This window comes from Planctomycetota bacterium, assembly GCA_016235865.1.
Taxonomy (GTDB): domain Bacteria; phylum Planctomycetota; class MHYJ01; order JACQXL01; family JACQXL01; genus JACRIK01.
The window spans coordinates 359,386-383,982 of sequence record JACRIK010000003.1; the positions used below are offsets into that span (position 1 = coordinate 359,386).

Annotated in this window: 22 protein-coding genes; 16 read left to right on the forward strand and 6 right to left on the reverse strand. The window is 50.4% G+C overall.

Annotated features, from left to right (window positions below):
* Positions 1 to 59: 59 nt before the first annotated feature.
* The 13 genes from HZA49_03075 (at position 60) to HZA49_03135 (ending at position 9,025) form a co-directional block, all read left to right on the forward strand.
* Positions 60 to 359: a hypothetical protein gene (locus HZA49_03075; protein MBI5778421.1), complete on the forward strand. Its 300-nt coding sequence runs from the start codon at positions 60 to 62 to the stop codon at positions 357 to 359.
* 96 nt (positions 360 to 455) lie between these two features.
* A complete protein-coding gene (locus HZA49_03080; GenBank protein MBI5778422.1) occupies positions 456 to 707 on the forward strand; it encodes a winged helix-turn-helix domain-containing protein in 252 nt (83 codons plus the stop codon).
* A 98-nt stretch (positions 708 to 805) separates the two neighbouring features.
* Positions 806 to 1,003: a hypothetical protein gene (locus tag HZA49_03085; protein ID MBI5778423.1), complete on the forward strand. Its 198-nt coding sequence runs from the start codon at positions 806 to 808 to the stop codon at positions 1,001 to 1,003.
* A gap of 108 nt (positions 1,004 to 1,111) precedes the next feature.
* Positions 1,112 to 1,606, forward strand: a complete 495-nt coding sequence (locus tag HZA49_03090; protein ID MBI5778424.1) for a hypothetical protein — start codon at positions 1,112 to 1,114, stop codon at positions 1,604 to 1,606.
* Positions 1,607 to 2,108: 502 nt separating this feature from the next.
* On the forward strand, positions 2,109 to 2,234 hold the full coding sequence (locus HZA49_03095) for a YHS domain-containing protein (GenBank protein ID MBI5778425.1): 126 nt from the start codon (positions 2,109 to 2,111) through the stop codon (positions 2,232 to 2,234).
* Between the two features lie 3 nt (positions 2,235 to 2,237).
* The gene (locus HZA49_03100) at positions 2,238 to 2,753 is read left to right on the forward strand and encodes a ferritin family protein (GenBank protein ID MBI5778426.1); all 516 of its coding nucleotides are present in this window, start codon (positions 2,238 to 2,240) and stop codon (positions 2,751 to 2,753) included.
* A gap of 182 nt (positions 2,754 to 2,935) precedes the next feature.
* Positions 2,936 to 3,547, forward strand: coding sequence for an NAD(P)H:quinone oxidoreductase (gene wrbA, locus HZA49_03105; protein ID MBI5778427.1), 612 nt, complete (start codon positions 2,936 to 2,938; stop codon positions 3,545 to 3,547).
* 51 nt (positions 3,548 to 3,598) lie between these two features.
* A complete protein-coding gene (locus tag HZA49_03110; protein MBI5778428.1) occupies positions 3,599 to 3,757 on the forward strand; it encodes a rubredoxin in 159 nt (52 codons plus the stop codon).
* A 98-nt stretch (positions 3,758 to 3,855) separates the two neighbouring features.
* Entirely contained in the window at positions 3,856 to 4,191 is a 336-nt protein-coding gene (locus HZA49_03115) for a rubredoxin (protein MBI5778429.1), read from the forward strand.
* Between the two features lie 49 nt (positions 4,192 to 4,240).
* Positions 4,241 to 4,666 carry a ferritin gene (locus HZA49_03120; GenBank protein MBI5778430.1) on the forward strand — a complete coding sequence of 142 codons (426 nt, stop codon included), beginning with the start codon at positions 4,241 to 4,243 and terminating at the stop codon, positions 4,664 to 4,666.
* Positions 4,667 to 4,948: 282 nt separating this feature from the next.
* Complete coding sequence (locus HZA49_03125; GenBank protein MBI5778431.1) at positions 4,949 to 6,058, forward strand: pyridoxamine 5'-phosphate oxidase family protein; 1,110 nt, start codon at positions 4,949 to 4,951, stop codon at positions 6,056 to 6,058.
* 280 nt (positions 6,059 to 6,338) lie between these two features.
* Entirely contained in the window at positions 6,339 to 8,123 is a 1,785-nt protein-coding gene (locus tag HZA49_03130) for a 2-oxoacid:acceptor oxidoreductase subunit alpha (GenBank protein MBI5778432.1), read from the forward strand.
* A gap of 47 nt (positions 8,124 to 8,170) precedes the next feature.
* On the forward strand, positions 8,171 to 9,025 hold the full coding sequence (locus HZA49_03135) for a 2-oxoacid:ferredoxin oxidoreductase subunit beta (protein ID MBI5778433.1): 855 nt from the start codon (positions 8,171 to 8,173) through the stop codon (positions 9,023 to 9,025).
* 650 nt (positions 9,026 to 9,675) lie between these two features.
* Here the strand turns inward: HZA49_03135 and HZA49_03140 are convergent.
* The 5 genes from HZA49_03140 to HZA49_03160 all read right to left on the reverse strand — a co-directional run bounded on the left by HZA49_03140 (position 9,676) and on the right by HZA49_03160 (position 20,746).
* Positions 9,676 to 10,968 carry a hypothetical protein gene (locus HZA49_03140; GenBank protein MBI5778434.1) on the reverse strand — a complete coding sequence of 431 codons (1,293 nt, stop codon included), beginning with the start codon at positions 10,966 to 10,968 and terminating at the stop codon, positions 9,676 to 9,678.
* A 79-nt stretch (positions 10,969 to 11,047) separates the two neighbouring features.
* Entirely contained in the window at positions 11,048 to 18,325 is a 7,278-nt protein-coding gene (locus tag HZA49_03145; GenBank protein MBI5778435.1) for a putative Ig domain-containing protein, read from the reverse strand.
* A gap of 158 nt (positions 18,326 to 18,483) precedes the next feature.
* Positions 18,484 to 19,599, reverse strand: a complete 1,116-nt coding sequence (locus HZA49_03150) for a tetratricopeptide repeat protein (GenBank protein MBI5778436.1) — start codon at positions 19,597 to 19,599, stop codon at positions 18,484 to 18,486.
* 58 nt (positions 19,600 to 19,657) lie between these two features.
* On the reverse strand, positions 19,658 to 20,035 hold the full coding sequence (locus HZA49_03155; GenBank protein ID MBI5778437.1) for a four helix bundle protein: 378 nt from the start codon (positions 20,033 to 20,035) through the stop codon (positions 19,658 to 19,660).
* A 54-nt stretch (positions 20,036 to 20,089) separates the two neighbouring features.
* Entirely contained in the window at positions 20,090 to 20,746 is a 657-nt protein-coding gene (locus HZA49_03160) for a hypothetical protein (protein ID MBI5778438.1), read from the reverse strand.
* Between the two features lie 396 nt (positions 20,747 to 21,142).
* Between HZA49_03160 and HZA49_03165 the strand changes: the two genes are divergently transcribed.
* On the forward strand, positions 21,143 to 21,946 hold the full coding sequence (locus tag HZA49_03165) for a hypothetical protein (protein MBI5778439.1): 804 nt from the start codon (positions 21,143 to 21,145) through the stop codon (positions 21,944 to 21,946).
* Between the two features lie 112 nt (positions 21,947 to 22,058).
* Here HZA49_03165 and gspG read toward each other — a convergent pair whose 3' ends face one another.
* Positions 22,059 to 22,655: a type II secretion system major pseudopilin GspG gene (gene gspG, locus HZA49_03170; protein ID MBI5778440.1), complete on the reverse strand. Its 597-nt coding sequence runs from the start codon at positions 22,653 to 22,655 to the stop codon at positions 22,059 to 22,061.
* Positions 22,656 to 22,785: 130 nt separating this feature from the next.
* Here gspG and HZA49_03175 point away from each other — a divergent pair, with 130 nt between their 5' ends.
* Both HZA49_03175 and HZA49_03180 read left to right on the forward strand, forming a co-directional pair.
* Positions 22,786 to 24,105 (forward strand): cysteine desulfurase, encoded by a 1,320-nt coding sequence (locus tag HZA49_03175; protein ID MBI5778441.1) that lies wholly within the window; start codon positions 22,786 to 22,788, stop codon positions 24,103 to 24,105.
* Complete coding sequence (locus HZA49_03180) at positions 24,106 to 24,576, forward strand: DsrE/DsrF/DrsH-like family protein (protein ID MBI5778442.1); 471 nt, start codon at positions 24,106 to 24,108, stop codon at positions 24,574 to 24,576.
* Positions 24,577 to 24,597 lie beyond the last annotated feature (21 nt).

Sequence of the window (24,597 nt, forward strand, 5' to 3'; positions counted from 1 at the left end):
AAGAGAATGTGGCGCCATTAGGGCGCCATGGCGCTTCGGCGCCGAAAGGAGTCAACGAAATGTTTGATCAACAGAAGATGGCCCAGACGGTTCTTAACCTGGCCCAGGATTACACTACCACGACCATGCAGGTAATGCGGACCTCAATGGAGATGTACGAAAAGACCCCGGATACGATGCTGAAACAAAGTATGGTAGTCCAAGAAGAAGGCCAGAAACTGATGGCCGATTGGACCACTAAGGCCAAACAGGGCCAGAAGAATTACTGGGATATGATGGATGAGAACATCAAGAAGATGTCGTCATTTTTCAGCCCGAACGGCCACAACACGGACAAGAAAAGAACAACGGCAAGTTAGGCGAATAAGACGCCTTAATAACAAATAAGAATGCCCCGTTATATGACGGGGTCTAACTCGCCCGTACGGGCGGAGTAAGAAAAGGAGGCAAGAAATATGAGCGGTAACGGATATAATACGACCAATATCGGCGAGAATGCCGGCAAGGTCTGGCAGACCCTGGCCACCAACGGCGGTCGACAGCTGGAAACGATTGCCCAGCAATCCAATTTGCCGGCTGAACAGGCCTATCTGGCCCTGGGCTGGCTGGCCCGGGAGAACAAGATTAATTTCGCTCCACGGGGCAAATATACCTATGTAGAACTGACCAAGGCGGAAAAGGACGCCTGCGCCATATGCACGCACTAATTACTCAAAAAACCTATGATTGTAAGCCGTCGGAGAGAGCAATATCCCTCCGGCGGCATAATGAAAGGAGCCAGACAAGACATGGGACAAAAAAGATAATGAACCAAAAATATAACAACCATCTAAAGAAATCGCTGGAACTGGCCAAAGAACTGATTATCCTGGCGGACGAAGGCGAATCGGAAAGCGTGGATAACGGCTGCCGGGTCCTTTACGGGATTCTGCGTGACTGCGCCTATAAGATTAAGGCCCGGGCCGAAGGCGAGTTGAAGAAGCATCTTTTCACGATTATATAAAATAGATTTTTGCGCCCCGGATTTTTGTAATATCCGCGGGCTGGTGATCGCCTAAAGAGGTTAATACTGCTCGGTTGTTCGCCTCGACTAAGCTAAAAAGGAATACTGATGACCCAAAAACAAAGCATAAAAACCACCCTGATATTCGGGCTGTTTTTCATATCCCTGGGCGGCTGGCTGCTACACCTGCGGGTTCATTCCCCGTCTGCTAATTCCCTGAATTACATCCCGTTTTTCATCGGGCTGGTTAATATCGTAATCATTCCCTGGATGTTCTTCTTCCGGCGCCTGATACATTGGGCTTATATATTAAACGGGATGAGCGTGATTGTCGGCATCATCCTGATGGCTCATTTCTCGCTGGGTAAATTACCGCCGGAGTTAAGCTGGGGTGCGATTTTCCTGAACACCACCCTGGCGGATATCATGCTCCTGTGCGGAAAGTTCGTAGCGGGCAAGGCGCTGTTTGATTTGGAGTTCAGTCAGATAGACAAGAACCTGCCGGTGAAGTCCAGGTTCCTGCGCTATCCCAACCTGGGCTGGTGGCTGGTGCATCTGGCGGCCATTGCCGCGGTTTACGCCATCGGCGCGGAGGTATTATAATATGGAGAAATTTAGAATCGGCACAGTCGGCTGGGCAATCCTGCACCTAATCGCCATCGGCCTGGTATTCTTAGCCGGTCATTATATAAAGTTCTGATAACAAATGTAACCCCTCCGTGGCGCCAGCGGCGCCACTACGGGATAAGAGCCAGTAAGTTGCTTAGTTTACACTGAGTGTAACGAATGTGCTCCTAACTGGCTCTAAGGAGTTAACTCTATGAAAAAGTTATTGGCCAGCGGAACCGTTCTGACCGGCGTATTAATCGCCTGGGGCTGCGGAAAGGCCGAACCGCCGGTTCAGCCAACAGGAGCGCCCAAGACCCCTGTGCAAAGCACTGGTCGGGAGCACCTACGAAGCGCACCGGGAGACACCGAGACACCCAAGGTTGAAACGACGGCAACAACAAACGAGGCCCCAAAACCGGCCGAGGCGGTAAAAATTCCGGTACTACCCCACACCATCAGCGATGCCGAAGTGGGTAAGAAGGCCGTCTGTCCGGTTATGGGCACTGAGGTCACCGTGACCAAGAATACCCTGTCCGCCGAATACAAGGGCAAGGTTTATTATTTCTGCTGCGGCGACTGTCCGGGTCCGTTCAAGGCCAATCCGGAAAAATACGCTAAATAGTTTATGAAGAATAAGAATTTTAACGCCTCGGCCATCAAATGGCTGGGGCTGGCCATCGCCTCGGAGAAGGCAGCGCTGGATGATTATCTTGAATACGCGCACCTGGCCCAGGATAAAACCGGCAAGGATATGTTCATCAAACTGGCCCAGGATGAGTTCCGGCACATGACCATACTGGAAACCGAACGGGAACGGCTCCAAGCCGGACGCGCCTGGCTGTCCGTGAAAATACCCGCCTCGCCTGTCGAGCAGGCCATTACCCGGCTCGATAAAAACACCTCCGCGGCTCAGGCCGGCGAAACCCAGGTGCTGGAATTAGCCCTGAAGGCGGAGAAAAAGGCCGGAGAATTTTACCTGGCCCAGTCAGGGAAGGTGGACAGCCCAGCCGCCTGCGCGCTCCTGCAACGCCTGGCCCGGATGGAAAACGCACATTACCAGATACTCCAGGCCGAATTAGACAACATCAATAAGACCGGCTTCTGGATGGGATTGAGCGAAATATCAATGGAGGTGAACTAAGCGAAGCGTGAGGCGGAGCACCCCGATATTATCTGGGAGCGCACGCAAATAAATTCCGTCATCCTTGATTTAGGTCAAGGCGTATTGTCGGCAAATAAGTTATATGATTATCATTGAACATCCCGATGCTTATCGGGATAAGAGCCGGAATATCCAACCGGCTCTAAAAGGAGGAAAAATATATGAAGATTAACGTTATTTTTTACAGCATGTACGGCCATATATACCAGCTGGCCGAGGCGGTGGCGGCCGGAGCTAAAGAAATAACCGGCGCCGAGGTGAAACTACTCCAGGTACCGGAGACCCTGTCCAACGAAGTTCTGGGCAAGATGGGCGCATTGGAAGCCAGAAAGCGCTTTGCCCATATCCCAACGGCGACGATGGACGATTTAGCCCAGGCCGATGCGATTATCTTCGGCGCGCCGACCAGATTCGGCATGATGTGCGCCCAGATGCGCACCTTCCTGGATTCTACCGGCGGGCTGTGGGCCAAGGGCGCGCTCGTCAACAAGGTGGGCAGCGTTTTCACCTCCAGCGCCACCCAGCACGGCGGACAGGAATCGACCATCCTGAATTTTCACACCACCCTGCTGCATCACGGGTTTATAATAGTAGGCGTGCCGTATTCCGAACAGCGCCAGATGGGTCTGAAAGAAATCTCCGGCGGCTCGCCGTATGGGGCGTCGACCATTGCCGGGCCGGACGGCGCCCGGATGCCCAGCGAAAACGAACTGGCCATTGCCCGATTCCAGGGCAGACACGTGGCGGAAATTACCGGACGTTTAATCGATTAAGGTATAAGTGTTTCCTTGACTTTAACCTGTAAATAAGATAAGGAGGTGAGTATGGCCAAATGGAAATGCAAGGTTTGCGATTACATCTATGACCCTGAAAAAGGGGATCCGGATAATAACATTCCGGTTGGTACGTCTTTTGAGGACCTGCCCGACGACTGGGTTTGTCCTGAATGCGGCGTGGGCAAGGAAGAATTCGAGAAAGTATAATGTTTAGTCCCGACAAAAACTGTCGGGATAAGACCCAGTAACGGACTTCCGCCCCTTCGGGTCGGAATTCCTAACTGGCTCTAAAAAGGAGTTGCGGTATGCGAAAATGGGTTTGCGGAACCTGCGGTTATGTCTGGGACGGTGACAACCCGCCCAATAACTGCCCCAAATGCGGCGCGCCTAAGGATAAATTCACCCAGCTGCCCGAAGATAAAGCCAAGCTGGTTGACCGGTCCCGGCTGACCAATGACCTGCATATGAAGCTGGAGGCCATAATGAATAAGGCGATTGCCGTGGCCGAGGATGGCATCAAGGACAATCTCGACCCGCCTTGCGTGGTGGTATTCAATAAAGCCAAGGCCGATGCGGAAATCATCAAGCAGATGATCAAGGCGGAAATCCAATCCCATATAAACAAAGGCAAGTGGGGATAAACAAAATATTGTAAACTGTCCCTGTGGGACATAAAAGAAGGAGCTAACCATGCCAAAGGCATCAAAAGAATTGCTGGACCTGTTGAACACCGCTATTGCGCGTGAGTTGCAGGTTTCCATCCAGTACATGTGGCAACACATACTCTGGAGCGGCGTGAAACACTTTGCGGTCCAGGAAAAGTTCAAGGACATCGCGATTGAGGAGATGAAACACGCCGAATCCATCGCCGAACGGCTCTTCTATCTGGACGGCATGCCCACCACCAAGCCGTCTCCGATAATTGTCGGCAAGAATCTCAAGGAGATGGTTGAGCAGGATGCCAAAGACGAAGAAGGCGCCATAAAACTCTACAAGGAAATCATTGAAGCGGCCGGCAAGGAAGGCGATGAGACTACCAAGCAGCTGTTCCGGAATATCCTGATGGAAGAAGAAGACCATCATGATACCTTTACATCCCTGTTGGAAGAGATTTAATATTAGAGTCAGTTAGACCTATGAAGTTTACCCTGAGTAAACGAAGGGTTACCGACTCTTACATGGCGCCAAAGGCGCCATCTAACTCGCAGTAACTCACTGCGTTCGAACTACGAGTAAGAAAGGAGTTGACTATGTCAGGATGTTGTTGTGGCGGAAGCAAGAAAAAGACGAAGAAGAGAAAGAAATAAGAATAAAACCAACAGGGAATACTTACTAATCATTATGGGAAAGAAATACGGGTATTTCACCTAAACCACATATAAGATAGAAAGGAAAGCTATGCCCACCTGTTTCAAAGCAATAGCCGTTATTGCCATCGCCTTAATCATCACTGTAGGATGCTCCCAGACCGCAGCGAAACCGGAGCCGGTCCAGCCAACGGTGACTTTAAACTATGACTTCATCGACCGGGGCGCCACTCACCAGGCGGAAATGGAAGATGTCATGGGTTCGGTGGTGGCCGGATACCTGATAGTAAACGAAGAATACCCCCGCTCGACGCTGGTAAACTATCTTTACAGAGGCAAGTGTTTTTATTTCCCGCTGGTAACCACGGCCCAGCCGGGCTTTTTCAAATCGCTCCAGTCCAACCCCAAGGTCTTTTTTGCGGTGGATAAATACACCCAATTGCACTGGTGGAGCGCCAACGTCTTCGGCAAGGCCGAGATAATCAAGGAAACAGCTCGGGTGTCCCAATGGCTGGAGGAATATGAAAGAACCCTGGGCAAAGACGGGTTTAATTACCCGGCCCCAAAAGACGTGGCCAATACGGTCATTGTCAAGATTACGCCCGAAACCATCACCGGCCGGAAGATGAACGACCCGCAGAACCCGAATTACGCGCCGCGCCTGCCCTGGATGACCCTATCGCACGGACGGGCGGATACGGATGTTACGGCCCGGGCACTGCCGGTTGAAGTATCAGGATCCACCTTAGCCAAGGAAGTATCTTTGGGCGGAGTCGAACCCGCTGTGGTTGAATCAATCCTCAAAGGCGTGGGTGGTTGTCGGCTGAACATCGTAGACACCGAGTATCCATATTCCATCCCGATGAGCGTGATGTCGTATACCAACGGTAATGTCATCCTGCACTCAAATAAAAAGGGCCAGAAGATGGATTTGCTCAGGGTTAACCAGAAAGTGAGTCTGGATTACCAGTGGTTCTGGAACAATTCCAAATGGACCGCGCTGTATTTGGAAGGCCACATAAATATCCTGGAAAAACCCGAAGAGATAGCCAAGGCGCTGGGCATGGGCGCGCCCCAGATGTTTGATAAGATGGCCCAGCGGATGGCCGTTTTGGAATTCGTTCCTGAAAAAATATCAGCCCGGCAGATAGAAATACCGATTAAATGGTATTCCCAGATGCCCGGCACCAAAACCAGATAACCTCGTCCCTAAAGGGACAAAACCAGACCCCGCCCCGTTGTAACGTCGGGGCGGGATAAGAGTCAGTACGTCACTGCGTTTCTACTGACTCTAAAAGGAGTATCCTATGTGCGGATGCGGATGTGGCGCTAAAAAGAAGACCAAGAAGAAAAAGAAATAACAGGAAACAAAAGCCGGCAACGTATTTAAGAGAGGAGAAGTTTCACTATGTGTAAAACCTGCGTAAAGCATAAGAAGAAAAAAAGGTAGAATTAAACACGGGTTATTCTTCTATAAATAAATGGATTACTCCATCAAAATCGGGGGCGAGGCCGGCCAGGGTCTGCAGAGCATCGGGCTTATCTTGGCCAAAACATTCAACCGCGCCGGCTATCATATTTTTACGGTCCAGGACTACGAATCCCGCATCCGGGGCGGGCATTCGGCTTTCTACCTGCGTTTCAGCGATAAGCCGGTCGAGGCGTCATCAACCCCAATAACCTTCCTGGTCTGTTTTGATAAACCAACCCTGTCTCTCTACCAGACCGATGTATCGCCATCCGGTTACATTATATATAACTCTGATGCCATTAAAGAAGAAGTTCGGTTGAAGCCCTTTGACGAAGTTAATGGTCGGGAACTCGCTACTGCGAGACCGCGTAGTGCAACGAAGCGAACTAAGCAACTGGAGCGCACCGGGAGACATTCCGTTCCGGTCCCGCTGGATACCCTAGCCCTGCAAACAGGCAATGACAAGATATATGCCAATTCCATTGCGCTGGGCGCGGTTATCGGCCTGGTCGGCTGCGATTTCAATATCCTTTCTGCCACCCTGGCCGAATTCTTCGGCGGCAAGCATAAACAAGGCGATGTAGTGGAAAAGAATATTCTTTCCGCTAAAACAGGGTTTGAGCTTATCAGGAATAAATTCCCGCAATGCCCGTTTCCCTTGGCGGTTAAACCACGCAACAACCGGATGGTCATCACCGGCAGCGAGGCCATTGCCCTAGGCGCGCTGGCGGCCGGATGCAAGTTTTATTCCGGCTATCCGATGACCCCGTCCACCGGCATCCTGAATTATATGGCCCACGCGGCTGATAAAATGGGCGTGGTAGTGGAGCAGGCCGAGGACGAGATTGCGGCCATCAATATGGCGCTGGGCGCATCGTACGCCGGCGTGCAGGCCATGACCGCCACTTCCGGCGGCGGATTCGCCCTGATGATTGAGGGCCTGTCACTGGCGGCCATGACCGAGACGCCTATTGTCATTGCCCTGGGCCAGCGGCCGGCCCCGGCCACCGGATTACCCACCCGAACCGAGCAGGCTGACCTGGAATACGCGCTCTATGCCGGGCACGGCGAATTCCCCCGGGCCATCTTCACGCCGGGCAATGCCCAGCAGTGTTTTTATCTGACCGCCCACGCTTTCCAGATTGCCGAGAAATACCAGATTCCGGTCTTTGTCCTGACTGACCAGTATCTGGCTGATTCCTATCAGGATTTTGAGCCGTTTGATATATCCAGGATTGATGCCACCCGCTATATTATGACGGATGGAGAATTATCATCCGTGAAAGAATACAAACGCCATGCGCTTACGCCGTCCGGCATCTCGCCCCGGGCCCTGCCCGGCCAGTCCCAGCACCTGGTTATCACGGACAGCGACGAACACACTGAAGACGGACATCTGACCGAGGATTTGCAGGTCCGAACCCAAATGGTGGATAAGCGCCTGCGCAAATACGAGGCGCTCTCCAAAGAGGTTATTGCGCCGTCTTTAGAAGCAAATACTAAAGCCAAGACCATCTTGGTTTCCTGGGGTTCTAATTACGGCGTGGTCAAGGAAGCGGCTCAAGCGCTTGATTACGCCGCCCTGCACTTCCAGCAGGTCTGGCCATTTCCCAAGGATGATTTTCTCCGGCTGACCCAAGGCGCCCAAAGGATTATCGTCATAGAAAATAACGCCACCGGACAGCTGGCCCGGTTAATAAAAAGCCAGACCGGCTTAACAAATATTAGTTCTATTAATAAATATAACGGATTGCCGTTTACAACAGATGAGCTAACCGCAAAGATTACAAAATAACATCTTTGTATTCATCTGTGTAATCGGTGTAATCTGTGGTTGCAATTATGTCAACAGTATTCGACAATAACACCAAGCCGGCCTGGTGCCCGGGTTGCGGCGACTTCGGTATCCTCAATGCAGTCAAGAAGGCATTGACAGAATTAGGTAGGGCGCCACACCAGGTGGCCCTGATATCCGGCATCGGCCAGGCCTCTAAGCTCCCGCACTATCTTAACTGTAATGTCTTTGACGGCCTGCACGGCCGGCTCCTGCCCGCGGCCCAGGGCGTCAAGATTGCCAATAAAGACCTGACCGTCATTGCCGTGGGCGGGGACGGCGACAACTACGGCGAAGGCGGCAACCATTTTATCCACGCTATCCGGCGCAATGTCAATATCACCCTGCTGGTCCACAACAACCAGGTTTACGGGCTGACCAAGGGCCAGGCATCGCCCACCAGCGATTTGGGAATGGTCACCAAGGTCCAGCATGACGGGGTGTTATTAACGCCCTTTAACCCGATGGCTATTGCTATTGCCTTGGACTGCGGGTTTGTGGCGCGGTCATTCGCCGGCAACCCGGCGCACCTGACTGACACCATCAAGCAGGCCGTCAATCATAACGGCTTTGCGCTGGTGGACATACTCCAGCCCTGCGTGACCTTTAATAAAATCAACACCTACAAATGGTATCGTGAACGGGTCTATGACATCGGTAAAGAAGCAGGGTATAATCCGTCAGACCGTCTCAAGGCATTTGCCAAATCGCTGGAATGGGGCGACAAAATACCTATCGGTTTGATATACAAAAAAGATAAGGCATCCTATATTGACTCGGTTTCTGTGCTTCAGGATAAACCACTGGTCAATCAGCCGCACCAACCAGAAAAAATAACCGATTTGCTGGCTGAATTTGTATAGAGGGTAGTATCACCTCGCCCCATAACCACTATCACCACGCCCCATAACCTCTCCCGCCCTGCCAGAGGTGAGGTATAGCCCTCAGAGAGAACCTATCCCGCCCTGCCAGAGGTGAGGTATAGCCCTCAGAGAGAACCTCTCCCGCCTTGGCAGAGGTGGTCTATCGCCCTCAGAGATAACCTCTCCCGCCCTGATAGAGGTGGTCTATCGCCCCCAGAGATAACCTCTCCCGCCCTGATAGAGGTGAGGTACCGCCCTCAGAGAGCGCCTCTATCGCCCTGCCAGAGGTGGTCTATCGCCCCCGGAGATAACCTCTCCCGCCCTGATAGAGGTGGTCTATAGCCCTCAGAGAGAACCTCTACCGCCCTGATAGAGGTGGGGTATAGCCCTCAGAGAGCGCCTCTATCGCCCCCAGAGAGGTGCTCTATAGGGGCGGGAGAGGGGCTCTATCCAGGGGGGTAGGGGGGTCTCTTGCCCTAAGTCATTGTCAGATAAGGTTCATTATTTTATGAAGGTGATAAAAATACACCAAAGAAGATATGAATTAGCCACATACCTGTTTAAGACCCGCCTCTGGAGGGAGAAATAAGGGGCATCAAATCCGGAAGGTGGTAAAAATAGTGATGGACAATTACGCAGTCGGGCAGGTATTACTGTCCTATCCCGCCGAGAATCTGCAGACCCAAGTCATAAGCCGCGACATAGGCGTAACTGCCTGCAACAAAGACGCCCTCGGCAGGGCCCGGCGTATAGTAAGAGCCGGCTGAAGCTGGAGCGGCTGGGTTAGAGATATCTATAATCTGCAGCCCTGAATATGCATCCGCGACATAGGCGTAACTGCCTACCACATAGACATCCACGGCAGAACTCGGTGTATTGTGAGAACCGGCTAAAGCGGGAGCGGCTGGATTAGAGATATTTATGATTTCCAGCCCTGACTCAGCATCAGCGAGATAGGCATAACTGCCTGCCACATAGACGTTATAGGCATGGCCCGACGTATAGCAAGAGCCAGCTAAAGCGGGAGCGGCTGGATTAGAGATATTTATAATTTCCAACCCTGCAGTCCAAGCCGCGACATAGGCGTAACTGCCTGCCACAAAAATGCCACCAGCAGAGCCCGACGTAGCGTAAGAACCGACTAAAGCGGGAGTGACCGGGTTAGAGATATCTATAATCTGCAACCCTGAATTAGCATCCGCGACATAGGCATAACTACCTGCTACGAAGACGCCACCGGCAGAGCCCGGCGTATCGTAAGAACCAGCTAAAACTGGAGTGACCGGGTTAGAGATATCTATAATCTGCAACCCTGAATTACCATCCGCGACATAGGCATAACTACCTGCCACATAGACGCCCAAGGCAGCGCCAGGCGTATCGTAAGAGCCGACTAAAACGGGAGTGACAGGGTTAGAGATATCTATAATCTGTAGCCCTGAACTCCCGTCCGCAACATAGGTATAACTGCCTGCTACATAGACATCGTATGCCCAAGCCGGTGTATTGTAAGACCCGACCAACTGGGTATTGAAACCGGTGGTAAAACTCCAAGGATTACCGGTTGTCGTTCCGGCCGAGTTTTTGGAATCAATTCTCCAGTAATATGTGGTGGTGTAAGCAAGCGCAGTCGGAGAAGTATAACTAAGGGCCGTTATACTTGTCGTAATAGGCGACCAGCCGGTAGAGGTCGTGCCGAGATAGACATCATAAGATGTCGCGCCGCTGGCCGATGCCCAACTCAATTGCAGGGTAGCTGGCACACCCGTCTCCCCATTAGACGGCATAGGTGAAGTTACCTGATTTGGTGGTGTGTTACTACTGCCACTCGTAGATTTATCGCAGAAGCCGCCATAACCCAAGGCAATAATAACTCCCAGTAAAATAGCCAAGGTTATTTTTGATATGGTATTCATATAGTTACCTCCATCTATAATATACATACAATTCCTATTTTGTCAAGGTGAACCCGATAATATTTCGGCCTGTTTGCATCCCAACCTACATAGGGATAGGCAGGTCTTATTGTCCAACTTGTACCGAGGTCAATCTATTGGCTGTATCACCCAAACCTAATTGACCGTAGTCATTACCTCCCCAAGTCCAGAGCGTGCCGTCGGTCTTCAGGGCGATACTATGATTAGAACCACAGGCAATGGCGATTGCGCCTGTCAAACCGGTTACCTGCACCGGGGTCAGCCGGTTAGTAACAGTCCCATCGCCCAACTGACCTGAGCCATTATATCCCCAGGCCCAAACCGTTCCGTCATTCTTCAGGGCGATACTGTGATAATCACCGCCGGCAATAGCAATGATATTTATCAGTAATCCAACCCCACCCGGCCCTTTAACCTGCACCGGAGTTAAGTGGTCAGTAGTCGTCCCATCTCCTAACTGGCCATACCAATTAGCTCCCCAGGCCCAGACCGTTCCGTCATTCTTCAGGGCGGACATACTGTTATAAAAACCACCGGCAATGGCGATTACACCAGTCAAGCCGGTTACCTGCACCGGGGTCAATCGGTCTGTCGTGGTTCCATCCCCTAACTGGCCATACCAATTATTTCCCCAGGTCCAGACCGTGCCGTCATTCTTCAGGGCGACGTTGTGGATAATCCCTTTGGTAATAGCGATTACACCTGTCAGGCCGGTTACCTGCACCGGGGTTAACCGGTCAGTCATGGTTCCATCTCCCAACTGGCCGTAATAATTGCTTCCCCAGGTCCAGACCGTGCCGTCATTCTTCAATGCTATACTATGATAAGCGCCACCGGCAATGGCGGTGATATTTGTCAGGAATCCAACCCCACCCGGCCCTTTAACCTGCACCGGAGCTGACTTCATAGCAGTAGTTCCATCACCCAATTGCCCCCAACCATTATTTCCCCAGGCCCAGACCGTTCCGTCATTCTTCAGAGCCATACTGTGTTCATAACCACCGGCAATGGCAACTATACCGGTCAGGTTCATACCGGACAAATCTTTTACCGGCACCGGACTTAACCGGTCAGTAGTAGTCCAATCGCCTAATTGACCGGAACTATTTAATCCCCAGGTCCAGACCATCCCGTCATTCTTCAGGGCTATACTGTGGGAACCACCACCGGCAATGGCAATTACGTCCACTAATCCGATTACCTTTACCGGGGTCAATCGGTTAGTGGTAGTTCCATCGCCCAACTGGCCGAAATAATTATATCCCCAGGTCCAGACCGTGCCGTCATTCTTGAGGACTATGCTGTGGGAACCACCGCCTGCAATGGCGATTGCGCCTGTTAATCCACTTACCTGCACCGGAGTCAACCGGTTAGTGGTAGTCCCGTCTCCTAACTGGCCATACCAATTATTTCCCCAGGTCCAGACCGTGCCGTCACTACTCAGGGCGGCGATGCTGTGATAACTACCGCCGGCGATGGCGATTATATTGGTCAGCCCGGTTACCTGTACTGGGGTTGATTTGGGAGTCATAGTCCCATCGCCTAACTGGCCGAAGAAATTATTTCCCCAGGTCCAGACTGTGCCGTCATCTTTCAGGGCTATGCTGTGGGCATCACCGCTGGCAATGGCGATGATATTTGTCAGGAATCCAACCCCATCCGGTCCTTCAACCTGCACCGGTGTCAACCTTGTTGTGGTAGTTCCATCACCTAATTGCCCCCAATTATTCAATCCCCAGGCCCAGACCGTGCCGTCATTTTTAAGGGCTATGCTGTGGGAACCAGTGCCGTCGAATGGTATGCTGTGGGTACCACTGCCGGCAATGGCAATTATACCTGTTAATCCGCTCACCTGCACCGGAGTCAATCTATTAGTAGTAGTCCCATCTCCTAACTGGCCGTAAGAATTATATCCCCAAGTCCAGACCGTGCCGTCATCTTTCAGGGCTATACTGTAGGAACCACCGCCTACAATGGCGATTGCGCCTGTTAATCCGCTCACCTGCACCGGAGTTAAACTGTTAGTAGTGGAATTATTTCCTAACTGGCCCTTATCATTCAATCCCCAGGCCCAGACCGTGCCGTCATCCTTAAGGGCTATGCTATGATAACCGCCGCCGGCAATGGCGATTATATTTGTTAAGCCAGGTATCTTTACCGGTGTCAATCTGTTAGTAGTAGTCCCATCACCCAACTGGCCGAAATAATTATATCCCCAGGTCCAGACCGTGCCGTCATTCTTGAGGACTATGCTGTGGTAGACTCCACCGGCAACGGATGACCAGTTTGAGAACAATGACTGCGTGGTAAAACTCCAAACCGCACCCGGTGTCGTCCCGCCGGCATTCTTGGAATCAATCTGCCAGTAATAGGTGGTGTTGTAAGAAAGCACTCCGGGCTTGTAAGTCGCGCCTACCTGATTGGTTTTATAGGGCGGCGGGTTGGTCGTGCCGAAATAGACGTCATAAGAAGCAGCGCCCGTGGCAGGCCCCCAGAACAGTTGACTGTAAACAGAAACATTTATTGCTAAACTACTCGGACTGTGCGAGGTCACCTGGGCCGGCGGTGCAACTATCGTCCTAAAACTCCAGATATTGCCCGGAGTGGTTCCCCCAACATTCTTGGAATCAACCCGCCAGTAATATTGAGTGTCATTAGTTAGCGTGCTCGGATTAAAAGTCATTCCTGATTGATTATTGCTAACACGATTTGTAGGTGGATTAGTTATCCCAAGATATACATCATAAGAAGTAGCACCACTGGCAGCATTCCATCTTAACTGTGGAGTAACTGAGATATTACTTGAACCATCTACAGGAGTAAGCAAGGTTACCAGAGCAGGCGGTGCAACTATGGTTCTAAAACTCCAGACATTGCCTATTGTTGTTCCGCCGACATTCTTGGAGTTAATCCGCCAAAAGTAAGGAGTGTCATTAATCAGTGTGCTTGGATTAAAAGTCGTTCCTGATTGATTATTGCTGACACGATTTGTTGGTGGATTATCTAATCCGAAATATACATCATAGGAGGTCGCGCCAGCGGCAGCAGCCCATCTTAACTCTGGAGTAACTGAGATATTACTTGTATTATTTCCGGGGGTTGGTGAACCAACCTGGGCCGGCGGTGCGACTATAGTGGTAAAACTCCAGACATCACCTTGAGTTACCCCGCCTGCGTTATAGGAATCAACCCGCCAGTAATATATGTCGTTATTAAGAAGCGGGCTAAACGGGCTCGGAAGGATATAGCTCGTACCTGTTTGAGTACCCATAAATCTCCAGGGCGAAGTCGAACCGAAATAGATAGCATAATAGGTAGCGCCGGCGGCAGGCGCCCACCTTAACTCTGGGGTAACTGATACATTACCTGAAGCATCTGCAGGATTAGGCGAAGCCGCCTTGGCCGGAGGAGCGACAATTGTGGTAAAACTCCAGACATCCCCTTCAGTCGTGCCGGCAATATTACTGGAATCAACCCGCCAGTAATAGGTGGTGTTATAATCAAGTTGGCTTAGATCATAACTCGTGAGCGTGGTAGCGCCTTTATATGGCGGTGGATTAGTTGTTCCAAGATACACATAATAATAACTTGCGCCGGTGGCAGTCCTCCAACTTAAACTCAATTGCTGGTCAATCGGAATATCGGTCGCTCCATTATCAAGGAAAAGCAAGACTACCTTGTCAGGCGGAACTATTGTGGTAAAACTCCAGACGTCGCCTGTAATTGTTCCCCAAACATTCTTAGAATCAACCCGCCAGTAATAGGTTTTTCCGTAATCAAGTTGGCCCGGGTTATAGAAGTTGTTCGGAGTATTTGTCTTAAGCTGGGCTAAGGTTAGTTGCTCGGTTGTGCCGAAATAGACATTAAAAGAATTAGCGCCATCGGCAGGTGCCCAAACTAATTGTCGATTACCCTGGATATTGGTTGCTCCGTTACCTGGGTCTGGCAAGGTTACCTTGTCTGGCGGCCCCAGTGGCTTTGCCGGTGTAGGATGCGCATCATAATCGGAGGTACCTAATCCCAATTGACCATAAAGGTTCCATCCCCAAGTCCAGACCATGCCGTCATTCTTCAGGGCGACGGTATGTGAGCCGCCAGCCGCGATGGCTGACCATTTGGTGTCAGTACCAATCTGATTCGGTGTAGAATGCGCATTATTGTCAAAAATACCTAAACCTAATTGACCATACCCATTATAACCCCAAGACCAGAGTGTGTAACCAGACCCGCTAATCTTCAGTGCTAAGGTGTGAGAACCTCCGCAGGCAATCTTACGGCTCCAGTTGAACGTCTCGTCTACCATCTGCGGAAAGTTATATGATGTCTTATTTGGATTAGTATTAACAAAACCCAATTGGCCTTCATAATTATTTCCCCAAGCCCAGAGACGTCCATTGTACAAACAGGAAGGGTACGGTTCCACGGCAACTGTATGCTGCGCTCCGGCTGCAATGCTTACCCAGCTTGTCTTTGTCCCATCACTATTATACCTAACAATCTCTCGAGGAGTAGTATAACTTCCAGGTCTACCTAATTGACCAAACTCATTATCTCCCCATGTCCAGAGTGAGCCATCGATCTTCAGGGCGACGGTATGTAGCGCTCCGGCCGCAATGGCTGACCAGTCGGCATCATAACCTATCTGCTTTGGTATATTACTGCTATTCGCTGTCCCATCACCTAATTGCCAATGGAAGTTATCTCCCCAGGCCCAGAGTGTACCATTTGTTTTAAGGGCGACGGTATGCTGCGCCCCAGCCGCTATGGCTGACCAAGTATTATCAGTGCCTACCTGCACCGGTGAAAAACGGTCGGTATAATCACCTAATCCTAATTGTCCATTATTTCTTCCCCAGGCCCAGAGTGTGCCGTCATTCTTTAGGGCGACGGTATGTGAGCTACCGGCCGCAATAGCTGCCCAGTTGGTATCCATGCCAACTTGTATGGGCCGGTTTCTGTTAGTCCTATCCCCTAACCCCAATTGCCCCTCGGTATTCAACCCCCAGGCCCAGAGTGAGGCCCGGCCTTGACCTTCATTTCTCAGAACTACTGTATGACCTCCTCCGGTCGCAATGCCTAACGGTGGATTAACCCCTATATATAAAGAAAGGGTTATAACCTGCGCCACAATAAGATTATTGACAGTGTCAATATAGGCAATGGGGACATTTATCCACTGGTTTAACGTGCTGTCGTATTTGAGTAATATTACATCTTCTTCCCTTACTCCTAATGCAAGGATTTTTTGCTCATCATATGGGACTTTGATAGTGATTGGTTCGGTGAAAACCAGTCCGGGAGGGTCAACAAAATCAATAAGCGGTCCGGCATTTGTAAATCCAACTGGTTTAGACGGCAGGGCGGCAACAACTTCAGGCGTGGATTCTTGAATCATCAGAATGGCCGTGGTGGTCAGGGTTCCGGCCGGGATTTCTATGGTTGCCCCAAATATCGGGCTTTCCGGCGCGGTTACTCCAACCGTGCCGCCATCCGCGCCGACTGCGCTGACCACGACATCGTTCACAATAATGGTAACCGTCCCGCTCACAGAAAGATTACCAACGCCATTATCCGTTGCCGTAAATGTTACGGGATAACTGCCGGCCTGCTCATAGGTCGGCGTCCAACTGAATACGCCGGTTACCGAATCAAAGGCGGCGCCAGCCGGCAGGCCGCTGGCCGAATAACTCAACGCATCGCCATCCGGGTCTGTGGCTGACGTAAATGTCAGTAATTGGCCTTCATTGGTTATTTTATTATCAGATGAGGTTATTATCGGGGCTCTGTTAACATTGTTGACTATTATAGTAATTGCCTTTTCATCATACAGTGAGCCGGGGTCGGTTACCCTGAATTTAATATTGGGGTAAGTACCAGCCTGAGTGTAATCAGGCGTCCAGGAGAATGTATCTCCCTCAAGGATTGCGCCGGCCGGCAGACCGGTTGCTGAATAATTTAAGGTATCGCCATCAGGGTCAGTGGCTGATAAGGTGAATGTTAATGCGGCCCCCTCATCAATACTCTTATTGCCAATATCGGTTAATACTGGAGGCCTGTTTACATTATTTACTGTTATCGTTATTGACTTGGAATCACTCAATGTATTAGCAGCGGCTGTAAAAGTAACCGCATAACTGCCTGCCTGTGCATAGTCTGGCGTCCAACTAAATACGCCTGTTACCGGGTCCAGCGCTGCGTTATCAGGCAAACAGGTCATTAAATAAATTATGGCATCGCCATCCGGGTCTATGGCAGAAAGCACAAAGGTTAATAACTGGTTCTCGTCTGTGGTCTTATCTCCGGGCGAGGCAAGAACTGGCGGTCTGTCTATATTATTTACGGTAATAGCAACTGTCTCTTCATCAGCCAGAGGAGTCGGACTATTATCAGTAACCCTAAATGTAACATAGTAAACACCTGTTTGTGTATAGGTCGGCGTCCAACTGAATGCACCTGTTACCGAATCCAAGGTCGCGCCATTCGGCAGGCCGATTGCCGAATAATCCAGCGCATCGCCGTCCGGGTCTGTGGCAACCAGCGTAAAGGCCAGATTAACATTCTCGTCCACGTTCTTGTTGCCAATGGCATTTAAAACAGGCGCTGTATTGACGCGACTTAATACGGTAATCGTCCCAGTCATCGGTAAGGAAACCCCGATTATCTTAACCTGCGGCTCTTTATCGTTGTTTCCCTGTCCATGATTATCAACGTTTTTATTATGCTGGTTGCCATGGTTACCGTTGTTATCGTTATTACTGTTGTTGCCGTTAGATTCATTATCTACTTTGTCGTTCTTATCATCTTTGTTGTCGGCGTTATCGTTAGATTCTTTATCAACCTTCTTTCTTATCAATTCCCCAATAAGGGTATATTGATATACCCCATCCTTAACCAATTCGTTCTGTAAGTTCTTACCATTACAGGTCTGGGTAACTGTAATAGGAAAATAAACATCTTCGCCGTCTTCTTCGTTCGGGCGTGGCGGCGGAGAAATCTCCTGCTCATTGGTAAACTGATTGACCTTTTCGCCGGTTACGCCGTCAGAGAGTTCCCAGGCATGCCTTATAAAATACTTAAACATCTCCTCTTGCGTATCTGACTGAGAACCCAGCCCATCCGTATATTTCACCAGAAATTCACCGGTGAGGACCGCTTCACCCAGCGCAGGAGAAAACGGGTCCGGCGCATCCGAGACCTTATCTAATACAAGTTTTTGGTTATTGACCTTGCCCTGGCCATGGATGCCGCTGCTTCCGGTAATGAGCCCTCCATTATCGTCCATCGGACAACCTTTGGTACCTACTGTCAGAGATGTGATTCCGATTAACAATGCTATAATGCTTATTCTTTTTATTACGTTCATCTTTCCCTCCTTGTTTTATAGTATTGTTTGACTCGGTTAAATGATATCTAAGACGCTACGACAATGAATGCAGAACTAACTTAATTATAATTAATATATACCTTATCCGGGAAAAATCAAGTGAAATCTGATATTTTCTTAGCACATCCCTTAACAGGTTACTTATTTGGCTTCTCAGGTATGGGCATAATAATAGACGGCCGCACTGGTATCCTGAATATTCCCATTTCCGGCATCCCGAAATTATCGGGACTCCACTGCGGTTTCGATGGCAAGGGTATGGAATATTCCGGCTTAGGCCGGACGATTTCTATCAGGAGTTCCTTGATGGTCTTTATCTCGCCCTTGAGTTGGTTAATCTCGGCTTCGTATTTCTCTTCCCTTTCAGATTTCTTATATGCCCTGGCAATTTTGGTTTCCTTCTTCTTTAACCGTTTCTGTAAGTCCTTTGCCTTTACTTCCCTTTCCGCCTGAAGGAGCGAGTCGGTGATATTGACATCGCTCGGTTTTAGTTCCAGTCCTTTCCTAAAGTCAGCAATGGCCTTGTCCAGAACCTCCATATTGGCGTAAATCACGCCCCGGTAGAAATAGGCCATGGCATCCTGGGATGTTAATCCAATGAGTTTATTGAAGTCAGTTAGCGCCCGGCCAAATTCACCGGCCACGGCATAACTCCTGCCCCGGACCGTATAAAGCATTACTGCCTCGTTGCGGTCCTCGTCCCTGAATATCTTTAGCGCCGTATTGCAGTCAATAACGGCATCTTTATACCTGCCGAGCAGTTCATAGGTCATCGCCCTGAGGATGTTGAAATACGGGCTGACCGGCTCTATGGCCAGTCCCTTTTCGCAGTCAGCCAGCACATCCTTGAATCTGCCGGACAGGAAATTGATATTGGCCCGGTCAAAATACGCCTCGGTATAATCCGGGTTGTGCCGGATGGCGGATGACAGGTCATTCAATGCCGATTGATACTGGTTCATCTGGCTATAGATTAACGAGCGATGGTAATACGGGTCTGCGTCATAGGGCGAGGATTCTATTGCCTTGGAGAATGAATTCAGCGCCTCGGCCGTGTTATTGAGTTTCCCGTAACACAGGCCTAAATGATAATAAGCATCAGATAATATTTCGGTATCGTTCTCAGAGGGTTTTTTCCTGGGCGACAATGCCCGGACTATGGAGTCAAATAGTTTCTTGGCGTCCAGGTATTTATCCTGGTTATATAAAGCTACGCCCTGTTTTATGGTAGCGCGGAATGAAGAACGTTTCATAAAAGCCCCCTTATAGGCATTTGGCAGTAGGCACTGGGCATTAGTTTTCCCCAATGCCTCATCCCTCTTGCCTAATGCCCGGTTTCCCTATAGAATTAATATAAGCGTTAAGTTGCGGATGCAGATTCTTACAAAGCGCATCCATTTCCTTATACTCTTTATCGGTAATCAGTTTCCTTTTTAATGCCCTCTTTAACCAGAAGGTGATTTCGTGCAAAGAGCCGCGGGCATAATACAGAAACTTGATATTTTCCTTATAATGATACCTGCCGAATCCTTCAGCAATGTTAGCGCCAATAGAATCACCGGCTCTTACCAATTGTTCGCCGACGGTCCTCTTGGCAAAGGCATTCCACTTATCACAAATATCCCAAATCTTATCCGCTATCTCCTCGGCAATCTGATAAACTCTCAGGTCTTCTATGTTCGTTACCATAAATCCTCCTTAAAGGCAATAGTCATTGGGCAATAGGCATCAGGTTTTAATTACCTAATCCCCAATGCCCAATCCCTTATGCCCCGTTTTAGGCACCCATTTCGCCACTTCCTTGTTGCGCTGTTCCCAGACCTTGCGCCAGGCCTGGCCGAATATCGCCCGCAGGTCGTTCTCGGTCTTGGCCCTGAAGAGCGCCTCATCCTGATTGATGGCTATGTATTTCCTGCCCCTGCTCACGAAGCAATACCAGAGCCGGTGTTCCTCGCCGTTCAAGACAGCCAGGATTCTGAATAACATCGCCATTGACTCGGCGACATCTTCGTATGCGCCGCCGCAGTGCCACTCGGAATCCTTATCCTCAACCTCAAACCAGAGCAGGTCCGAGTCGTCCTCACCGGCTCGAACCATCTGCGAGATGAGAATAAACCTGTTGCGACTGCGCTCACGTTGTATATTATAACATTCATTCGTGCAGACCCGGTAGAGATAAGACGATAATTTTCTGGTGTTCTCTATATTATCAAGGTTCTGCCAGGACTTGGTCAGGGTCATCTGGGATGCATCCTGGGCATCCTGGAAGTCATTGACCTTTTCCTTGGCAAACCAGGTCAGACGTTCGCGGTAACGTTCGTCCAGCCGCTCAAAGACCTTTATCTCGCCTGATTTATAGGCGACCATCAACTCCTCATCGGTCCTGGTTTCTGTAATCATCAGACAGCCCTTTCTGGCAATCCAAATATGTCTATAATAAATATACCCATACTATATGCGGATTCAAGGGAAATCTGAAATAGCCGGTTTCCCCTTAAAATTCCCGCCTTGTAACGTATTGCTGATATTGAGGATATAAGAATCTGCAAATAAATATACGATTTTATGCAACTGGGGGTGGGGGGTAGTACGTCCTAATAATAGAGGGAAAGCAAGGGCTGAAGGCCCGGCCGGAATCACCCTACCGCGACCCCTGTAAGGGTGACAGGGGAAACGGTTTCCGGTGTGGTTTGAGGCCCTGGCCTACCTTCACGCTGTTCGGTATCTGTTATTCGTGGCTCGGATAAATGGACAACGAAACCTTAATAACAAACCACGGATTGGGAGAACACTAATATGTTTACCAAGCATTTTGAGCTGAAACTGTATGTGCCAGAGACCTGGGAGGTCTCCGGTGACATGCCGTTAAGGTGGAGAGACAACCTCAAGAATGCGGCTCAGTATATGTACGACCGCCTGACTGCCAAGATACCTGATGATGGGACATTCATCAATAAGATGGCAACTCCGGCGGGCAAGGCATACCGGGCGCTGTTAAACCCGGCTTATGTTTCCAAGAGCGGGCGGACGGCTGATGATATCAGCAATTCGCACGCCACGAATATGGGCCTCAAGTTTAGACAGTGGCTGGATAACCTGAGAAAGTCATTCGCCGAGGTGGGCGGCGTCCAGGCCAAGTCCTTCAAGGACAAGGTTGACGCGGCCATAGACCGCTGGGCAATCGCGGTCGGCGATAAGTCCATCCGCCTGACCGGCGACAGGATTCGGGGCCGTTCGGTGGCTCCAATAGCCGCCCATTATCTGGTCGGAGAGGAAATGGCTTCGGGCTGGATAAGGGAAGGCGATTTGGCGGACGGTACGCCTTACAATATTACCTCGGAACTGCAGAGGACGGCCTTCAAGGCGGCGCTGATGCAGAGGATTCTCCAGGGTGGGATGATGGTCATCAACTCCGGGAATAATCCGGGCGTGATAACAAAGCAGGGCGACATTAATGCCGAACTCTTGACGATGTTGAGAGACCCGGCTAAGTGCGATGCTTTTGTAGGGACACCGGCACCGGATAAGTGCTTCTGCGCCTGGGCTCTGGACGGTTCTTACCTGTATCTGCACATACAGGTTGGTTTGACTACACCATAAGGTAGTTAAAGTAACGGGGCGTTTTCTCCGATGGACATCGGAGGGACGCCCCGTCTATTTTTGTTTCTGCCCGTTAGAGGCAGGCCAAAAATCAGCCGTACTGTATTTCACCTTAATACTGCCAGCCGGTTACATCATCTCCGGTTCCCTCTATGCCATCCTTGCCATCTGACCAGAGGTCATATGAACCGGGATTATAACTGCCCGGATAACGGTAGTGATACGGCCGGCCCCAAGGGTCGTTAGGAATTTTATCCAGATACTTCTGCCCCTGGTCATTACTTATTAATATCTGAAGTCCCTGTTCGGCTGACGGATAGTCGCCACAATCCATCCTGTATTGCTCTAATGACGTGCTGATGTTTCTTATCTGAGCTTTAGCCATGGACTCGTTGGCAACATCTCTTCCATGGATGATATTCGGAATGGCGATTGCCGTAATTATTGCGAGAATCGGCATCACAATAATCGCCAGTCCACCCAGAATCAGCCCGGCGATGGCCTTACCCTTACCCTTTAGAGCCCCGGCGCCTTTCTTGATATTGACCAGTCCGATAATACCCAGGATTATGGCCGGAATCGCCGGTAAACAAAGAAGCATTCCGGCTATCCCGCATATTAGGCTCCAGAGCGCGGCGCAACTAGTCCTGGGTGCATTGGTTGTCCCCGGTTCCGCGCATCCGCATCCACATTGATTTTGTTCTGGCATATATCAACTCCTTTCATGAAGTCTTATGTTAAGATTATACCTATTACCCATAGGCAAGTCAATGATTATATAAAACTTATCCTATTTTTCCCTTGCCTATCCGTCTGTTTTATGCTATACTCCTTGGCCTATGAAACAAATATACCTGGATAATCATTCGGGTACCAGAACGGATGAACGGGTGCTCAACGCGATGCTGCCGTATCTCAGGGATTCCTACGGCAATGCCCAGAGCATGCATTCGCTGGGCAACCAGTCAAAGGAAGCACTCGAGGTAGCGCGCCATCAGACGGCTGACCTAATCAATGCCAATGACGACGAGATCTATTTCACCTCCGGCGGGTCTGAATCCAATAACCTGGCCATCAAAGGCGTGGCCGAGGCGTATGCCTCCAAAGGCAAACATATCGTGGCTTCAGCCATTGAACATTTTTCGGTGCTATATTCAGCCAAACGGCTGGAGCAGGCCGGATTTCAGGTGACCTTACTGCCGGTTGATAAACACGGAACTATCTCGGTTGATGACCTGAAACAGGCTATCCGAAAGGACACGGTGTTGGTTTCCATCCAGCAGGCCAATCCGGAAATCGGGACTATCCAGCCCATAGAGGAATTGGCCCGCATCGCCAAGGCCAAAGGGGTACTGTTTCATACGGATGCCGTGGCAACCGTGGGCACGATTCCGGTGGACGTGAAAAAGCTGGGGGTTGATTTACTGACCCTGGCCGGCTCGCAGTTTTACGGCCCCAAAGGCGCGGCGGCTCTTTATATCAAAAAGGGCGTCCGGGTGATTCCCCAGATTGACGGCGGCATCCAGGAAAACGGTCGTCGGGCCGGCACGGAAAACGTCCCGTCTATCGTCGGCCTGGGCAAGGCGTCTGAAATCGCCAAGGCCGAGATGGTCGATAATAACCGGAAACTTATTACCCTGCGGGACAGGTTGATTTCCGCCCTTTCCCCAATGGAATCGGGGAATGGTCGGGAGCATCCCGACCCGTACGGGCAGGAAGCGCACCGGGAGACACTGCCCGGCAAGATGGATTATATTTATCTCAACGGGCATCCGGTTAATCGCCTGCCTAATAATATCAATTTCTCGGTGGAGTTTATCGAGGGCGAGGCCATGCTGCTCTTCCTGGATGGCGCGGGGATTTATATTTCCAGCGGCTCGTCCTGCGCCTCCAAGGCGCTCAAGATGTCACACGTGCTGTCCGCCCTAAAGGTGGATTCGGCCGTGGCCCAGGGCTCGGTCCTAATGACCCTGTCCAAATATAACAGCACTGAAGACGTTGATTATATCCTGGCGGAATTTCCGCCTATAATAAAGAAGTTGCGCGATATGTCGCCGCTCTATGCCCACTTTAAGAAAACCGGCCAGCGCCAGGCCGCCGGCCCGGGCACTGATTACGCCCACGCGCATGAACATGACCATGACACCTGTGAGACATAAATGAAAGACAAAATGACCATCATTCTGTTCTCAGGCGAACTGGACAAGGCCATTGCGGCTTTTACACTGGCCACTACGGCCGCCTTAAGCGGCATGGAAGTGACTATCTTCTTCACCTTCTGGGGATTAAACGTCTTAAAAAAGACCACTTACACCGTCACCGGCTCGCAGAATATTCTCCAGAAGATGTTCAACCTGATGAGTCCGGCCACACTGCCTATCAGCAAACTTAATATGTTCGGTCTCGGGCCCTGGATGATGCGCCGGCTGATGAGAAAGTCAAAAATGGCCTCATTAGAAGATATGATGAAACTGGCCCGGGAACTAAAAATAAAATATATTGCCTGCACCACCAGTTGCGGCGTCCTGGGATTAGGCCCGGAGCATCTGGTGGGCGAGGTGGATGAATTTGCCGGCGCAGCCACCTATCTGGCCGAGGCCCGGGAATCAAATATTAATCTATTTATTTAGTGACAAGTTTCACAAACTATG

Coding starts and splice junctions, on each gene's coding strand:
- HZA49_03075 (MBI5778421.1), top strand. CDS start 60: ATGTTTGATCAACAGAAGATGGCCCAGACGGTTCTTAACCTGGCCCAG.
- HZA49_03080 (MBI5778422.1), top strand. CDS start 456: ATGAGCGGTAACGGATATAATACGACCAATATCGGCGAGAATGCCGGC.
- HZA49_03085 (MBI5778423.1), top strand. CDS start 806: ATGAACCAAAAATATAACAACCATCTAAAGAAATCGCTGGAACTGGCC.
- HZA49_03090 (MBI5778424.1), top strand. CDS start 1,112: ATGACCCAAAAACAAAGCATAAAAACCACCCTGATATTCGGGCTGTTT.
- HZA49_03095 (MBI5778425.1), top strand. CDS start 2,109: ATGGGCACTGAGGTCACCGTGACCAAGAATACCCTGTCCGCCGAATAC.
- HZA49_03100 (MBI5778426.1), top strand. CDS start 2,238: ATGAAGAATAAGAATTTTAACGCCTCGGCCATCAAATGGCTGGGGCTG.
- wrbA (MBI5778427.1), top strand. CDS start 2,936: ATGAAGATTAACGTTATTTTTTACAGCATGTACGGCCATATATACCAG.
- HZA49_03110 (MBI5778428.1), top strand. CDS start 3,599: ATGGCCAAATGGAAATGCAAGGTTTGCGATTACATCTATGACCCTGAA.
- HZA49_03115 (MBI5778429.1), top strand. CDS start 3,856: ATGCGAAAATGGGTTTGCGGAACCTGCGGTTATGTCTGGGACGGTGAC.
- HZA49_03120 (MBI5778430.1), top strand. CDS start 4,241: ATGCCAAAGGCATCAAAAGAATTGCTGGACCTGTTGAACACCGCTATT.
- HZA49_03125 (MBI5778431.1), top strand. CDS start 4,949: ATGCCCACCTGTTTCAAAGCAATAGCCGTTATTGCCATCGCCTTAATC.
- HZA49_03130 (MBI5778432.1), top strand. CDS start 6,339: ATGGATTACTCCATCAAAATCGGGGGCGAGGCCGGCCAGGGTCTGCAG.
- HZA49_03135 (MBI5778433.1), top strand. CDS start 8,171: ATGTCAACAGTATTCGACAATAACACCAAGCCGGCCTGGTGCCCGGGT.
- HZA49_03140 (MBI5778434.1), bottom strand. CDS start 10,968: ATGTATATTATAGATGGAGGTAACTATATGAATACCATATCAAAAATA.
- HZA49_03145 (MBI5778435.1), bottom strand. CDS start 18,325: ATGAACGTAATAAAAAGAATAAGCATTATAGCATTGTTAATCGGAATC.
- HZA49_03150 (MBI5778436.1), bottom strand. CDS start 19,599: ATGAAACGTTCTTCATTCCGCGCTACCATAAAACAGGGCGTAGCTTTA.
- HZA49_03155 (MBI5778437.1), bottom strand. CDS start 20,035: ATGGTAACGAACATAGAAGACCTGAGAGTTTATCAGATTGCCGAGGAG.
- HZA49_03160 (MBI5778438.1), bottom strand. CDS start 20,746: ATGATTACAGAAACCAGGACCGATGAGGAGTTGATGGTCGCCTATAAA.
- HZA49_03165 (MBI5778439.1), top strand. CDS start 21,143: ATGTTTACCAAGCATTTTGAGCTGAAACTGTATGTGCCAGAGACCTGG.
- gspG (MBI5778440.1), bottom strand. CDS start 22,655: ATGCCAGAACAAAATCAATGTGGATGCGGATGCGCGGAACCGGGGACA.
- HZA49_03175 (MBI5778441.1), top strand. CDS start 22,786: ATGAAACAAATATACCTGGATAATCATTCGGGTACCAGAACGGATGAA.
- HZA49_03180 (MBI5778442.1), top strand. CDS start 24,106: ATGAAAGACAAAATGACCATCATTCTGTTCTCAGGCGAACTGGACAAG.